The organism is Arthrobacter nitrophenolicus (genome assembly GCF_045833485.1).
Taxonomy (GTDB): Bacteria; Actinomycetota; Actinomycetes; order Actinomycetales; family Micrococcaceae; genus Arthrobacter; species Arthrobacter nitrophenolicus.
The window spans coordinates 4134298-4148710 of sequence record NZ_CP174504.1; the positions used below are offsets into that span (position 1 = coordinate 4134298).

The following is a 14413-nucleotide window of genomic DNA, read 5'->3' on the forward strand; positions in this document are numbered from 1 at the left end:
ATTCATGCGCGCAAAGAGAGGTTGGACGTGGCTGCAGGAGAAGATACCTCCCATATCCTCAGCGGGTTGACTAACCAGCTGCCTGATCGTGATCCGGAAGAGACTGCCGAGTGGGTTGAGTCCCTGGACGCGCTGATCAGGGAACAGGGTACCGAGCGTGCCCAATACATCATGCGGAGCCTGCTGCAGCGCGCGGGCGCGCAGAGCGTCGGGGTGCCGATGGTGACCACCACCGATTACGTGAACACCATCCCGGTGGACCAGGAAGCACCGTTCCCGGGCAACGAGGAATACGAGCGCCGGTACCGGGCGTACATGCGCTGGAACGCAGCGGTCATGGTGCACCGGGCGCAGCGGCCGGACATCGCCGTGGGCGGGCACATTTCCACCTACGCCGGCGCGGCGACCCTGTACGAGGTCGGGTTCAACCACTTCTTCCGCGGCAAGGACCACCCCGGCGGCGGGGACCAGGTCTTCTTCCAGGGCCACGCGTCCCCGGGCATGTACGCCCGCGCGTTCATGGAAGGCCGGCTCTCCGAGGAGGACCTGGACGGGTTCCGGCAGGAAAAGTCCCGCGAGGGCCACGCCCTGTCCTCCTACCCGCACCCGCGGTTGATGCCGCAGTTCTGGGAATTCCCCACCGTGTCCATGGGCATCGGGCCGATGAACGCGATCTACCAGGCCCAGTCCAACCGGTACCTGCACAACCGGGGCCTGAAAGACACCTCCGACCAGCAGGTCTGGGCGTTCCTGGGCGACGGCGAAATGGACGAGCCCGAATCCCGCGGCCTGCTCCAGCTCGCCGCGAACGAGAACCTGGACAACCTGAACTTCGTCATTAACTGCAACCTCCAGCGCCTGGACGGGCCGGTGCGCGGCAACGGCAAGATCATGCAGGAACTCGAAGCGTTCTTCCGCGGCGCGGGCTGGAACGTGATCAAGGTCGTCTGGGGCCGGGAATGGGACGACCTGCTCACCCGCGACACCGACGGGTCGCTCGTGAAGATCATGAACGAAACCCCCGACGGGGACTACCAGACCTACAAGGCCGAGTCCGGCGGGTTCGTCCGCGAACACTTCTTCGGCAAGGACCCCCGCACCAAGGACCTCGTCGCGGACCTCACCGACGACCAGATCTGGAACCTCAAACGCGGCGGCCACGACTACCGCAAGGTCTACGCCGCGTACAAGGCAGCCACCGAATTCAAGGGCAAACCCACCGTCATCCTCGCCAAAACCGTCAAGGGCTACGGACTCGGACCGCACTTCGAGGGCCGCAACGCGACCCACCAGATGAAGAAGCTGACCCTGGATGACCTGAAGAAGTTCCGCGACCACCTGCGGATCCCGGTCAGCGACGAGCAGCTGGAGAAGGATCCGTACCGGCCGCCGTACTACCACCCGGGCACCGATGCGCCGGAAATCCAGTACATGATGGAGCGCCGGGCGGCCCTGGGCGGGTCCGTGCCGGAGCGCCGCTCCAAGCACGCCGAGATCACGCTGCCCGAGGCGAAGTCCTATGAGGTGGCCAAGCGCGGCTCGGGCAAGCAGCAGGCAGCCACCACCATGGCATTCGTCCGCCTGCTCAAGGACCTGATGCGGGACAAGAACTTCGGCAAGCACATCGCCCCGATCATCCCGGACGAGGCACGTACCTTCGGCATGGATGCGTTCTTCCCGACGGCGAAGATCTACAACCCCAAGGGCCAGAACTACCTGTCCGTGGACCGCGACCTGGTCCTGGCCTACAAGGAATCCCCCGCCGGCCAGCTGATCCACCCCGGCATCAACGAAGCCGGCGCCGTGGCAGCCTTCACCGCCGCCGGCACCGCCTACGCCACCCACGGCGTACCCCTGGTCCCGGTCTACGTGTTCTACTCCATGTTCGGCTTCCAGCGCACCGGCGACGCCTTCTGGGCAGCCGCGGACCAAATGACCCGCGGCTTCATCATCGGCGCCACCGCAGGCCGGACCACCCTCACCGGCGAAGGCCTCCAGCACGCCGACGGCCACTCCCCCCTGCTCGCCTCCACCAACCCGGCAGTAGTCACCTACGACCCCGCCTACGGCTACGAAATGGGCCACATCATCCGCGACGGCCTCGAGCGGATGTACGGCCCGGACAGCACGGACAAGAACCTCATGTACTACCTCACCGTGTACAACGAGCCCATCGTCCAGCCCGCCGAACCCGAGGAACTCGACGTCGAGGGCGTCATCAAGGGCATCTACCTGCTCCAGCCCGCCAAGATCGACGGCCCCCGGACCCAACTCCTGGCCTCCGGCGTCTCCGTCCCCTGGGCCCTCGAAGCCCAGCGGATCCTCGCCGAAGACTGGTCCGTCTCCGCCGACGTCTGGTCCGTCACCTCCTGGAACGAACTCCGCCGCGACGGCCTCGCCGCCGAAGAGGAAGCCTTCCTCAACCCCGAACAGCCCGCCCGGGTCCCGTTCGTCACCCGTCAGCTTGAGGGTGCCACCGGGCCTGTCGTCGCAGTTTCGGACTACATGAAGGCTGTTCCGGACCAGATCCGGCAGTTCATCCCGAATGAATACGCCACCCTGGGCGCCGACGGCTTCGGCTTCTCGGACACCCGCGCCGCAGCCCGCCGCTTCTTCAAGAACGACACCCACTCCATTGTGGTGCGTGCGCTTGAGATGCTGGCGCGCCGCGGTGAAGTGGACGCCCAGGCTCCGGTCAAGGCCATCGAGAAGTACCGCCTGCACAACGTGAATGCCGGAACCACCGGCAACGCCGGAGGCGAGGCGTAACCTCTCCCCGGCCAGCAGCAGCGACGGCGGCTCCCACCGAAAGGCGGGGGCCGCCGTCGTCCGTTGCCCGGGAGGCTGTCCCGAACGTGTGATGCATGACAAAGCGGATTGTAGCCTTCGCACAAATGGAGGTTGCCGCCCGCTGCCCGTATGCTCAAAGCATGCCAGCACCTGCCACCCCGTCCGCGAAGCGTAAACCGGCCCAGCCTGCGGTCACCCCGGAGAAGTCGGAAACCCTCAAGAAACTGCGTGCCAACGTGGGGCAGCTGTCCACCACCACCATGCGGGAACTGGAAAAGTCGCTGCCCTGGTACAGCCGGCTGAGCTCGGACGAACGGTCGGCGCTGGGGATGGTGGCCCAGAACGGCATTGCGGCGTTCGTCACCTGGTACGAGCGGCCGAGCTCGCCGTCGTGGATCCTCACCGACGTTTTCGGCACCGCTCCCACCGAACTCACGCGCTCCATCAGCCTGCAGAAAGCGCTGCAGCTGATCAGGATCGTGGTGGAGGTGGTGGAGGACCAGGTCCCGGTCATCGCGCCCGAGGCTGACCAGCCGTCCCTTCGCGAAGCCGTGCTGCGCTATTCGCGGGAGGTGGCGTTTGCCGCCGCGGACGTCTACGCCCGCGCCGCCGAGTCCCGCGGGTCGTGGGACACCCGGCTCGAAGCCCTGATCGTGGATGCCATCCTGCGGGGCGAAAACACCGACGCGCTGCGGTCAAGGATCGCTGCGCTGGGCTGGAAAGCGCAGGAGCGCTTCACGGTCATGGTGGGCAATTCCCCCTCCGAGCCGAGCGCCAGCTACGTCAGCGAGCTGCGGCGCATGGCCGGCCGGTATGCCGAGGACGCACTGGTGGGCATCCAGGGCGACCGGCTGATCCTCATCCTCGGGGGCGTCCAGGACCGGGAAACCGCCTACATCAAACTCAGCGACATGTTCGCCCCCGGCCCTGTTGTGTACGGTCCCGAGGCGGGATCGCTGCTCGAAGCCAGCGGCTCCGCGCAGTCCGCCTTTGCCGGCCTCACCGCCGCCAAGGCATGGCCTTCCGCGCCGCGGCCGGTGGCCGCGGACGACCTGCTTCCAGAGCGGGTCATCTCGGGCGACGACGCCGCACGCCGCTCCCTGGTCAAGAACATCTACCGGCCCCTGCTGGCGGCATCCAACGGCCTCGTGGAAACCCTCGGCACCTACCTGGAGCTGGGCCATTCGCTGGAAGCCACGGCCCGGGAACTCTTCGTCCATGCCAACACGGTCAGGTACCGGCTCAAGCGTGTCTGTGATGTCACGGGCTGGGACCCGCTCCTCCCGCGGGAAGCTTTCGTCCTGCAGGCAGCACTGGTGGTGGGCCGGCTTTCGGCCCCTCCCAAAGCCGCCACGGAACGTCAGCCGTCGCGGACTCAGCCCTGAACCGTTGTAGACTTCCTACAACCTGACCCCGTGAGCTTGGTGCGGACAAACACCGCTGGATCACGAAGTAATTTGGAAAGCTGGTTACGTGCTTGCAATAGTCTGCCCTGGACAGGGCTCACAAACCCCGGGTTTTCTGGCCCCCTGGCTGGAACTGCCCCCGGTGGCAGGCCAACTGGCCACCTTGAGCGACATCGCCGGAATCGACCTGATCGCTCACGGGACCACTTCCGACGAGGAAACCATCAAGGACACTGCCGTTGCGCAGCCCCTGATCGTTGCCGCCGGCCTCGTGGCCGCGGCGTCCCTCTTCGACGTCGAACTCAACTCGCTGCCGGTCATCCTGGCCGGCCACTCGGTAGGTGAAATCACCGCCTCCGCCCTTGCCGGCGTCCTGACCGAACAGGAAGCCATGACGTTCGTCCGCGAACGGGCCAACAGCATGGCGGCCGCAGCCTCCGTCACCCCCACCGGCATGAGTGCCGTGGTGGGCGGCGATCCTGCCGAAGTCCTGGCAGCCATCGAGGCGTCCGGTGCAACTCCGGCCAATGTCAACGGCGCGGGCCAGACCGTGGCGGCCGGAACCTTCGAGCAGCTCAAGGCCCTTGCGGACAACCCACCCGCCAAGGCCCGGGTCATTCCGCTCAAGGTTGCGGGTGCCTTCCACACCAGCCACATGTCCCCTGCCGTCAGCGCCCTGAAGGCTCTTGAGCCGCAGCTGAAGCCGCAGGCGCCGGCCGTTCCCCTGCTGTCCAACTACGACGGCGGCGAAGTCACCGACGGCCGTGCCGCCGTCGACAGCCTGATCGCGCAGGTGTCACGCCCCGTGCGCTGGGACCTGTGCATGGAGACCCTGGTCCAGCGCGGAGTGACCGGAGTCATCGAACTCGCTCCCGCCGGCACCCTTGCAGGCCTGGCAAAGCGCGGCATGCCCGGCGTCAAGACCGTCGCGGTCAAGACCCCCGACGACCTATCTGCCGCCCTGGCGCTCTTTGCAGAACTGGAGGGCAACGCATGAGCGTTCCCACGCTGAAACAGGCTCCCATCCAGGAGCACACCCGCATCCTCGGCCTGGGCGCCTACCGGCCGGACGTCATCGTGACCAACGAGGACGTCTGCCAGTGGATCGACTCCTCCGACGAGTGGATCCGCCAGCGGACGGGAATCGTCACCCGCCACCGCGCCAAGGCGGATGTAAGCGTCATTGACATGGCCGAGGGCGCTGCCCGCGAGGCGATGGAAAAGGCCGGCATCGAGGCTTCGGAGCTCGGCGCCGTCATCGTTTCGACGGTGACCCACCCCTACGCCACCCCTTCCGCCGCAGCCAGCCTGGCTGACCGCCTGGGAGCCACGCCGGCACCGGCCTTCGATATTTCCGCCGCATGCGCCGGTTACTGCTACGGCATCGCCCAGGGTGACGCCCTGGTCCGGTCCGGAACCGCCAAGTACGTCCTGGTGGTCGGCGCGGAGAAGCTCTCCGACGTCATCGACAACCGTGAACGCACCATCTCCTTCCTGCTCGGCGACGGTGCAGGCGCCGTCGTGATCGGTCCTTCCGAAACCCCGGGCATCGCACCCTCGGTATGGGGCTCGGACGGCAGCAAGTGGGATGCGATCGGCATGACGCGCTCCATGCTGGATGTCCGGGACCTCGGCCTGGCTGCCCGCCAGTCGGACTCCACCGGGGACCTGGCCCTCCTCGAGGAGGCCCAGGAGCTGTACCCCACGCTTCGCCAGGACGGCCAGACCGTCTTCCGCTGGGCTGTCTGGGAAATGGCCAAGGTAGCGCAGCAGGCACTTGAAGCCGCAGGCGTCGAGGCCGAGGACCTGGTGGCCTTCATCCCGCACCAGGCCAACATGCGCATCATCGACGAGATGGTGAAGAAGCTGAAGCTGCCGGAGACGGTTACAGTGGCACGGGACATTGCCGACGCCGGCAACACGTCCGCTGCATCCATTCCGCTGGCAACGCACCGGCTGCTGCAGGAAAACCCGGAGCTCAGCGGCGGGCTGGCCCTGCAGATCGGCTTTGGCGCCGGGCTGGTCTTCGGCGCGCAGGTAGTTGTCCTTCCCTAGGAACGTCCCCAAGGGTTCGCATCCGCGGCCTGAACCATTTCCGGCAGCCCCTGCCGGCAATACAAGAAAAGGAGCCATCAATGGCTAGCAACGAAGAGATCCTGGCCGGCCTGGCTGAAATCGTCAACGAGGAAACCGGCCTGGCCCCTGAGGCTGTGGAGCTGGACAAGTCCTTCACCGAGGACCTGGACATCGACTCCATCTCCATGATGACCATCGTGGTGAACGCCGAAGAGAAGTTCGGCGTGCGCATTCCGGATGAAGAGGTCAAGAACCTGACGGCCAGGCGCTGGGCGGCGGCCGTGGGCCCGCCCGCGGCGGGGGCGGGGGGGGGCAGCCTGAGGTGGGGGGGGGGCCCGGGGGGGGGGGGGGGGGGGTGGGGGGGTGGGGGGGGGGGGGCGGGGGGGGGGGGGGGGGGGGGGGGGGGGGGGGGGCGCGGGGGGGGGGGGGGGGGGGGGGCGGGGTGGGGGGGGGGGGGGGGCGGGGTTGCCGGCCGCGCCCCCCCCGCTGCATTTTCTCCACCCGGCCGAGGCCGGCCATCAACACGCGGGACCCTCCGGAAGACGGAGACGGATTCCCACCGACGAAAGAGTGATCCCATGACACGCAAAGTAGTCATTACCGGTCTGGGCGCCACCACGCCCATCGGCGGCGACGTTCCCACAATGTGGAGCAACGCGCTCAAGGGGGTCTCCGGTGCCCGCACCCTGGAGGATGACTGGGTCGCCAAGTACGAGCTTCCCGTCCATTTCGCTGCCCGCTGCAGCACCCCTGCCCTTGACGTGCTCAGCCGCGTTGAGGCCAAGCGGATGGACCCCTCCACCCAGTTCGGCGTCATTGCCGCCCGCGAGGCGTGGGCAGACTCCGGCATCACCGAATTCGACAAGGACCGCCTGGCTGTCGCCTTCGCTACCGGTATCGGCGGTGTCTGGACGCTGCTGGACGCCTGGGACACCCTGAAGGAAAAGGGCCCCCGCCGGGTCCTGCCCATGACCGTGCCCATGCTGATGCCCAACGGTGTTGCCGCGGCCGTCAGCCTGGACCTCGGCGCCCGGGCCGGCGCCCACACCCCGGTGTCCGCCTGCGCCTCCGGTACCGAAGCCATGCACCTTGGCCTGGAACTGATCCGCTCCGGCAAGGCTGACGTGGTCATGTGCGGCGGCGCCGAGGCAGCCATCCATCCGATGCCCCTGGCCGCGTTCGCCTCCATGCAGGCGCTCTCCCGGCGCAATGATGACCCGCAGGGTGCTTCCCGGCCCTACGACACCGGCCGTGACGGGTTCGTCATGGGCGAGGGTGCAGGCGCCCTCGTCCTTGAAGCCGAGGAGCATGCCCTGGCCCGCGGCGCGCGGATCTACGGCGAACTCGCCGGCACCTCCGTCACCGCCGACGCCTACCACATCACCGCGCCGGACCCGGAGGGCCTGGGCGCCACCCGCGCACTGAAGGCCGCTATGTTCGACGGCCGGATCCAGGCGGAGGACGTGGTCCACGTCAACGCGCACGCCACCTCCACCCCTGTTGGTGACAAGCCCGAGTACACCGCCCTGCGCGCCGCCCTGGGCAACCACGTGGACAACGTGGCGGTCTCCGCCACGAAGTCGCAGATGGGCCACCTGCTGGGCGCATCGGGTGCCGTCGAGGCGGTCCTCACCGTCCTTGCGGTATACGACCGCAAGGCGCCGGTGACCATCAACCTCGAAAACCAGGACCCGGAGATCCCGCTGGATGTGGTGACCTCCGCTCGCGACCTGCCTGCCGGGAACATCGTGGCGCTCAGCAACTCGTTCGGTTTCGGCGGCCACAACGCCGTCGTCGCCGTCCGAAGCGTCTGACATCACCGGGACATACCCGGAACAAGAAGGAGGCCCCGCCGGCTGGCGGGGCCTCCTTCATTGCTATGGAGTGGTGTTTCGGTCCGGGAATCCGGGCTGGGGTACGACGGCGGTCAGCCCACCTGGTGGAGCCAGCGCACGGGCGCGCCTTCCGCGGCGTGCCGGAAGGGTTCGAGCTCCTCGTCCCAGGCTTCACCGAGTGCCAGGGACAGTTCATGGTAGACGGCAGCGGGGTCCCCTGCTCCGGACTCGTAGGCGTAGCGGATGCGGTCCTCGGACACCATGATGTTGCCGTGCACGTCCGTCACCGCATGGAAAATACCCAGCTCAGGGGTGTGCGACCACCGCCCGCCGTCCACTCCCTGGCTTGGCTCCTCCGTCACTTCGAAGCGGAGGTGCGCCCAGCCGCGCAGTGAGGACGCCAACTTAGCCCCGGTGCCGGGCGTCCCGGTCCAGGACAACTCGGCACGGAACATTCCGGGCGCGGCAGGCTGAGGGGTCCACTCAAGGTCCGTGCGCTTGTCAACGACGGAACCTATGGCCCACTCAACATGAGGGCACAGGGCCGTAGGGGCCGAGTGAACGAAAAGCACACCGCGGGTCATTGCAACAGACATTCCATCCTCCATAGCTCTAGGTACGTCTTCCCCAACGACCTCTGCCTGGATGGAACCGCTGTGCCCTGCCTGCGGGACTCCTTGCCTGGTTATTCAGATATGAATGCTGCGTCCGGACTTGCCGCACCGCCTGCAGCCCAAGGGCTTCAAGCGGTACTTGAAAGTTGCCGGACGTGACTCTTATTGTGCCGTACGCCGCAGAATTACGCCAGTGCGATTAGCTTTCCGGAACTTAGGCCCGCGGGTGGGCCTGCTGGTAGCTTTTGCGCAGCCGGTCCACCGAAACATGCGTGTAGATTTGCGTCGTGGCCAGGCTGCTGTGCCCCAGTATTTCCTGCACCGCCCGCAGGTCCGCGCCGCCGTCCAGCAGGTGGGTAGCGGCGGAATGGCGCAGGGCGTGGGGTCCCGAAGCCGAGGTATCCCCCAGCGCTTCCAGGAGCCGGTTGACCAATTCGCGCACCTGCCGCTGGTCCACCCGGCGCCCGCGGGCGCCGAGGAACAGGGCGGGGCCGCTGTTCTCCCGCGCCAGCAGCGGCCGTCCACGGCGCAGCCAGTCATCCACCGCCACCGCGGCGGGAACGCCGTAGGGAACGGTACGCTCCTTGTTGCCTTTGCCCAGGACACGCAGCGTTCGCCGGTCCGGGTCCAGGTCATCGATGTCCAGCCCCGCAAGTTCCCCCACCCGCACGCCGGTGGCGTAGAGAAGTTCCACTATTGCGCGGTTGCGGACGGCCAGGGGCTCGCCGTCGGCTGCACTGTGCTCCAGCTGGCCCAGCAGCCGGGTCAACTGCGAACTCTGCAGGACACCGGGCAGGGACCGTTCACGCTTGGGCGCCTTCAGCCGCAGGGCAGGATCCACGGCGATCCGTTCCTCGCGCAAAGCCCATGCGGTGAATGACCTTACCGTGGCGGACCTCCTGGCCAGGGTTGCCCGGGCGGCGCCGGACTGGCTCTGGACACCCAGCCAGCGGCGGAGCATGCCCAGTTCGAGGTCCCCAAGCACGGAGGCACCTTCCGAGGCGGCATGCGCCAGGAGGCTGCGGACGTCGCCGAGGTAGGCACGCCGCGTGTGGGCCGACACCGCACGCTCTCCGGACAGGTAGCCGGCGAACGCGTCCAGGGCGTCGCTGAGTCCTGGTGGCATTTCCTCATTTTCCACTCCCTTACTGTCTCAGTTCCTGGAGCCGTACCTGTGGGCTGACACGGCGCCGGCCACCACTTTGTCTCCATCAGGGCGGTACATCAGACGGAAGCCTTGCCTCTCTTCCAGCCGCCCCGTTCGGAAACGGCCAGGCCGAGCAGCCCGAGCCTGCCCAGGCCGGCACGCACCGATTCCTGCCCCAGCCCGGCCACGGCCGCGAGCTTCTCGACGGAGGTGGTGGAGCGCAGCGGCAGCGCATCGAGCAGGATCAGGTCCTCGAGGGTCAATCCGTCCTGCACCTGGGCGCTGGCCTGCCGCTGTTCGGGCAGCGCGCTGCCGCTCGGCGAGGCGAGTTCGGCAATTTCTGCGGCATCGGTAACACACACGGCTCCCCCGTCGCGCAGCAGCCGGTGGCATCCTGCCGAATTCGCACTGTGCACCGACCCCGGCACTGCACCGACCGCACGGCCGAGGGATTCGGCGTGATGGGCCGTGTTCAGTGCTCCGGACCGCCAGCGCGCCTCCACGACGACGGTGACGGCGGACAGTGCCGCAATCAGCCGGTTGCGCTGCAGGAACCGGTAGCGCGTGGGGGCTGATCCCGGCGGCACCTCCGCGAGGACAGCACCCTGGTTGCAGACAGCCCGCAGGAGGTCCTCGTTGCCGGACGGATAGAACCTGTCCACGCCGCCTGCCATGACCGCGATGGTGGGAACAGCACCTGCACCGCCGGCGAGCGCTGCCCGGTGTGCATGGGCGTCGATCCCGTAGGCGCCGCCGGACACCACGGTAAAGCCGCGCTGGGCCAGCGAGTAGGCGAGATCCCCCGTCACCGAGGCCCCGTAGCTGGTGCTGTCCCGGGAACCCACCAGTGCGATGCTGGTGTCCACCGCCGGCAGGGGCTGCTCCTGGCCGCGCCACCAGAGGCAGAGCGGCTCCTGGATCCCGAGATCTGCCAACTGGGCGGGCCACAGCTCGTCGGAGGGGATGATGAGCCGTCCGCCCAGGCGGGCCATGGTGGCGAGGTCCCGCTCGGGCGCCAGGTCAGGGATCCTGGGCTGCCACCGCTTGAGCGCAGCCGCCATGCCGGCCCAGCTGGTGGCGGCTCCGCTGTCCGCGAGGAGTGCCGTGATTTCGCGTTCCAGTTCCGGCCCTGCCTTCAACTCCCCGGTAGCGATGCCGAGGGCATCCACGGCTCCCGCCACCTGTACGAGGGCAAGTCCGGCGGCGTCCTGCGGCTCCATCAGGCGTGACAGCGCGGCGCGGGCCAGGCGGTCGGGGTCCATTGATGTTTCCCTCATGCCGACACCGCCGCGGCCTGCCGCAGTCCGAGTGCCTGTCCGATATCGTCGGTGTCCGGCTTGTCCCGGTGGCCCAGGTCGGCGAGTGTCCAGGCCAGGCGAAGCACGCGGTCATAGCCGCGTGCAGTCAAAATGCCCCGCTCCAGGGAATGGTCCAGGATCCGGGTTGCCGCCGGCGCCAGCCGCAGTTCTCCGCGCAGGATGCGGCCGGGCACCTGGGAGTTGGTCTCCAGTCCGAAGGGCTGCAGCCGCTCCGACTGGCGGAGTCGGGCTTCCCGCACCCGTCCGGCTACGGCCGCTGAATCCTCCTCAGCTCCGGACTGGCCAAACTCGGCGAGCGATACCCGTTCGACCTGCAGCTGGATGTCCACCCGGTCCAGCAGCGGCCCGGACATCCTGGCCAGGTAGCGGCGCCGCATCATGGGTGTGCAGGTGCACTCGAGCCCCTTCCCGGAAGCCTTGCCGCAGGGGCAGGGGTTGGCTGCGAGCACCAGCTGGAAGCGTGCAGGATACGCCGCTGTCCCGGCCGACCTGTGGATCACCAGTTCCCCGCTTTCCAGCGGCTGCCGCAGCGCGTCCAGGACCCGCCGCTCGTATTCGGGTGCCTCGTCCAGGAACAGCACACCGCGGTGCGCCCGCGAGGCTGCCCCGGGCCGCGGCAGCCCTGAACCCCCGCCGATGATGGCTGCGGCTGTTGCCGAATGGTGTGGGCTTTCGAAGGGCGGCCGCCGAAGCAGCTGGACCGTGGAGGAGGGAAGCCCGCAGAGCGAGTGGATGGCGGTGACCTCCATGGATTCATGGTCGCCAAGGTCTGGCAGCAGGCCGGGCAGCCGTTCCGCCAGCATGGTTTTGCCGGCGCCGGGCGGGCCGGTCAGCAGCAGATGGTGGGCGCCGGCAGCTGCGACCTCCAGGGCACGGCGGGCATCGGCCTGCCCGGACACGTCAGCCATGTCGGGGCAGGGCCCGTCCGTGGCGGAAAGGTCATCGCCACCGTCCTGGTCCTCGGGTTCGAAGTCAAGGGCGAGCTCCTGCGGATCCGCTCCGAAGTCCAGTGCCAGCCTGGCAAGGGTGCGGTAGCCCCGCACATGTGCTCCCGGAACCAGGGCGGCCTCGGCGAGGTTGGCGTGCGCCACCACAATGTCAGGGAATCCTGCCTGCACCGAGGCCATGACCGCGGGAAGGATTCCACGGACCGGCCGGAGCCGGCCGTCAAGCCCAAGCTCGGCGATGAAGACCGTCCGGCCAGTGGGCCGGATGTCATTGGCGGCGCGGAGCACGGCCATGGTCACGGCGAGGTCGAAGCCGGAACCGCGCTTGGGAAGCGAGGCCGGAATCAGGTTGGCAGTGATCTTCCTGCGGCTGAGCGGAATTCCGGAGTTCCTGGCAGCGGACCTGATCCGCTCCCGTGCTTCGTTGAGGGAGGCATCGGGCAGCCCAAGGATGATGAAGGCCGGCAGGGTCTGTCCAATGTCGGCCTCGACCTCAACCATGTACCCGTTCAGGCCCACCAGCGCGATGGAATATGTGCGGCCCAGTGCCATCACCCGACCCCCTTGAGGTGTTCCACGGTGGGCTGGCCTCCCCCGTCATCAACGACGGCAATGACGTCCACCCGCCGCAGGGGCATCCGCAATTCCCGGTCGCGGCACCATGCCGAGCCGAGGCGGTGCAGCCGGGCAAGCTTTTCGGGCCCTACCGCTTCGAACGGGTGGCCGTAGTCCAGGGAACGCCGTGTTTTGACTTCGGCGATCACCAGGGCGTCGCCGTCCAGGGCGACGATGTCGATTTCACCCTCGGGGCAGCGCCAGTTGCGTTCCACCACCAGCATGCCCAGCGACTCCAGGTAGCCGGCGGCGAGTTCCTCGCCGTGCCGGCCCAGCAGGTCTTTCGATTTCATGTTTCTACCTCCGTTAACCAGCCTGGGCCTGCGGAAGTAGCGGCGGACAGCACAGCCCGCCGTATGTGCATACGGCGGGCTGTGAAGGGAAAGTGGCGCGGCGGCCCCGGACCTAGTTACCCAGGTCCACGTCCTTGGGCATGGCCAGTTCTTCATTGCGCGGAAGCTCTTCCACGTTGACGTCCTTGAAGGTGAGGACCCGGACGCTCTTGACGAACCGGGCGGAGCGGTACACGTCCCACACCCAGGCATCCTGCAGCGTCAGGTCGAAGTAGACCTCGCCGTCTGCGCTGCGGGCCTGCAGGTCCACGTGGTTTGCCAGGTAGAAGCGCCGTTCGGTCTCGACTACATAGCTGAACAGTCCGACGACGTCGCGGTATTCACGGTAGAGCTGGAGCTCCATGTCGGTTTCGTAGTTTTCAAGATCCTCAGCACTCATGCTTCCATCTTGCACCATGTCCGCCGCCGCGGGCGCCCGGACGGGAGCGGGGATCAGTCCGCGGCGGATTCCGCCAGGCCGGACCGTTCATCGAGGGAAAGTTCGTCCAAAGCACATTCGTCGTCCGGCACCTCACCGTCCGCCGCTTCCCTGTCCCGGAGTTCCCCGCCGAGCAGGTTCCAGCTCACGCGGTGGTAGGGGCTTGGTCCGGCAGCGCGCAGCACGTCGCGGTGGAGCGCCGTGGCGTAGCCCTTGTTGATGTCCCAGCCAAAGTCCGGGTACTCGGCGTGCAGTTCCCGCATTGCCCTGTCCCGTTCCACCTTGGCGATAACGCTCGCCGCCGCAACGCTCAAACATTGCATGTCGGCCTTGATTTTGGTGTGCACCGGGGCCTGGCAGGCAGCGTCGAGGGCAACCGGTTCGAAGAGGGACGGCTGCTCCGCCGGGGAAAGCCAGTTGTGGTTGCCGTCCAGGAGCACGAGTTCCGGTGTGACCCCGGCCGCCAGGACGGCGTTCCAGGCCCTGGTTCCCGCCAGGCGCAGGGCGGCCATGATGCCGAAGTCATCAATTTCCCGGGCGCTGGCGTGGCCGACCGCCGAGGCCACGCTCCAGCGGCGGACCAGTGGATCCAGGCGTTCCCTTTCAGCGGGCGGCAGGAGCTTGCTGTCCCGCACCCCGGCAAGGCTGCGCTGGCGTTCAAGGTCGACGACGGCGATGCCGACGCTGACCGGCCCGGCCAGTGCGCCGCGGCCCACCTCGTCCATCCCGGCGAGGAAACGGACCCCCTGGGCCTTGAAGGACCGCTCGTGCCGCAACGTCGGCGCCTTGGCGCGCCCGGCGGACGCCCTGGTGCCCGCGGGCACTTTCGTGGAACCGGACCGGCGACGGGCCGGAGCGGCCTCTGCCGGGACTGTCTTGACTGCCGGGGACAT

Annotated in this window: 12 protein-coding genes and 1 pseudogene; 6 read left to right on the forward strand and 7 right to left on the reverse strand. The window is 67.8% G+C overall.

Features of this window, described 5'->3' with window-relative positions:
• Positions 1 to 27 precede the first annotated feature (27 nt).
• From aceE to ACJJV6_RS19170, 6 genes and pseudogenes are all read left to right on the forward strand, one after another.
• Positions 28 to 2769, forward strand: a complete 2742-nt coding sequence (aceE, locus tag ACJJV6_RS19145) for a pyruvate dehydrogenase (acetyl-transferring), homodimeric type (protein ID WP_407709582.1) — start codon at positions 28 to 30, stop codon at positions 2767 to 2769.
• 161 nt (positions 2770 to 2930) lie between these two features.
• Positions 2931 to 4175, forward strand: coding sequence for a CdaR family transcriptional regulator (locus ACJJV6_RS19150; protein WP_133346444.1), 1245 nt, complete (start codon positions 2931 to 2933; stop codon positions 4173 to 4175).
• A gap of 88 nt (positions 4176 to 4263) precedes the next feature.
• The gene (locus ACJJV6_RS19155) at positions 4264 to 5193 is read left to right on the forward strand and encodes an ACP S-malonyltransferase (RefSeq protein ID WP_200859197.1); all 930 of its coding nucleotides are present in this window, start codon (positions 4264 to 4266) and stop codon (positions 5191 to 5193) included.
• Positions 5190 to 6251 carry a beta-ketoacyl-ACP synthase III gene (locus ACJJV6_RS19160; protein ID WP_009359315.1) on the forward strand — a complete coding sequence of 354 codons (1062 nt, stop codon included), beginning with the start codon at positions 5190 to 5192 and terminating at the stop codon, positions 6249 to 6251. Before ACJJV6_RS19155 ends, ACJJV6_RS19160 begins: the two co-directional genes overlap by 4 nt.
• A gap of 80 nt (positions 6252 to 6331) precedes the next feature.
• Positions 6332 to 6541, forward strand: a pseudogene (locus tag ACJJV6_RS19165) (acyl carrier protein); the annotation flags it as partial.
• A 309-nt stretch (positions 6542 to 6850) separates the two neighbouring features.
• The gene (locus tag ACJJV6_RS19170; RefSeq protein WP_009359313.1) at positions 6851 to 8086 is read left to right on the forward strand and encodes a beta-ketoacyl synthase; all 1236 of its coding nucleotides are present in this window, start codon (positions 6851 to 6853) and stop codon (positions 8084 to 8086) included.
• 113 nt (positions 8087 to 8199) lie between these two features.
• Here ACJJV6_RS19170 and ACJJV6_RS19175 read toward each other — a convergent pair whose 3' ends face one another.
• From ACJJV6_RS19175 to ACJJV6_RS19205, 7 genes are all read right to left on the reverse strand, one after another.
• On the reverse strand, positions 8200 to 8703 hold the full coding sequence (locus tag ACJJV6_RS19175) for a DUF3145 domain-containing protein (RefSeq protein WP_009359312.1): 504 nt from the start codon (positions 8701 to 8703) through the stop codon (positions 8200 to 8202).
• 232 nt (positions 8704 to 8935) lie between these two features.
• The gene (locus tag ACJJV6_RS19180; protein WP_035753752.1) at positions 8936 to 9847 is read right to left on the reverse strand and encodes a tyrosine recombinase XerC; all 912 of its coding nucleotides are present in this window, start codon (positions 9845 to 9847) and stop codon (positions 8936 to 8938) included.
• A gap of 98 nt (positions 9848 to 9945) precedes the next feature.
• Entirely contained in the window at positions 9946 to 11130 is a 1185-nt protein-coding gene (gene dprA, locus ACJJV6_RS19185; RefSeq protein ID WP_009359310.1) for a DNA-processing protein DprA, read from the reverse strand.
• Positions 11131 to 11141: 11 nt separating this feature from the next.
• The gene (locus ACJJV6_RS19190; RefSeq protein ID WP_407709583.1) at positions 11142 to 12686 is read right to left on the reverse strand and encodes a YifB family Mg chelatase-like AAA ATPase; all 1545 of its coding nucleotides are present in this window, start codon (positions 12684 to 12686) and stop codon (positions 11142 to 11144) included.
• Positions 12686 to 13042, reverse strand: a complete 357-nt coding sequence (locus ACJJV6_RS19195) for a YraN family protein (protein ID WP_009359308.1) — start codon at positions 13040 to 13042, stop codon at positions 12686 to 12688. The genes ACJJV6_RS19190 and ACJJV6_RS19195 overlap by 1 nt, the downstream gene beginning before the upstream one ends.
• Positions 13043 to 13154: 112 nt before the next feature.
• Positions 13155 to 13481 carry a DUF2469 domain-containing protein gene (locus ACJJV6_RS19200; protein WP_009359307.1) on the reverse strand — a complete coding sequence of 109 codons (327 nt, stop codon included), beginning with the start codon at positions 13479 to 13481 and terminating at the stop codon, positions 13155 to 13157.
• Positions 13482 to 13534: 53 nt separating this feature from the next.
• Positions 13535 to 14413 (reverse strand): ribonuclease HII, encoded by an 879-nt coding sequence (locus tag ACJJV6_RS19205; RefSeq protein ID WP_083875112.1) that lies wholly within the window; start codon positions 14411 to 14413, stop codon positions 13535 to 13537.

Coding starts and splice junctions, on each gene's coding strand:
- ACJJV6_RS19190 (WP_407709583.1), bottom strand. CDS start 12,686: ATGGCACTGGGCCGCACATATTCCATCGCGCTGGTGGGCCTGAACGGG.
- ACJJV6_RS19150 (WP_133346444.1), top strand. CDS start 2,931: ATGCCAGCACCTGCCACCCCGTCCGCGAAGCGTAAACCGGCCCAGCCT.
- ACJJV6_RS19200 (WP_009359307.1), bottom strand. CDS start 13,481: ATGAGTGCTGAGGATCTTGAAAACTACGAAACCGACATGGAGCTCCAG.
- ACJJV6_RS19170 (WP_009359313.1), top strand. CDS start 6,851: ATGACACGCAAAGTAGTCATTACCGGTCTGGGCGCCACCACGCCCATC.
- ACJJV6_RS19175 (WP_009359312.1), bottom strand. CDS start 8,703: ATGTCTGTTGCAATGACCCGCGGTGTGCTTTTCGTTCACTCGGCCCCT.
- ACJJV6_RS19205 (WP_083875112.1), bottom strand. CDS start 14,413: ATGTCCCCGGCAGTCAAGACAGTCCCGGCAGAGGCCGCTCCGGCCCGT.
- ACJJV6_RS19180 (WP_035753752.1), bottom strand. CDS start 9,847: ATGCCACCAGGACTCAGCGACGCCCTGGACGCGTTCGCCGGCTACCTG.
- dprA (WP_009359310.1), bottom strand. CDS start 11,130: ATGGACCCCGACCGCCTGGCCCGCGCCGCGCTGTCACGCCTGATGGAG.
- ACJJV6_RS19160 (WP_009359315.1), top strand. CDS start 5,190: ATGAGCGTTCCCACGCTGAAACAGGCTCCCATCCAGGAGCACACCCGC.
- ACJJV6_RS19195 (WP_009359308.1), bottom strand. CDS start 13,042: ATGAAATCGAAAGACCTGCTGGGCCGGCACGGCGAGGAACTCGCCGCC.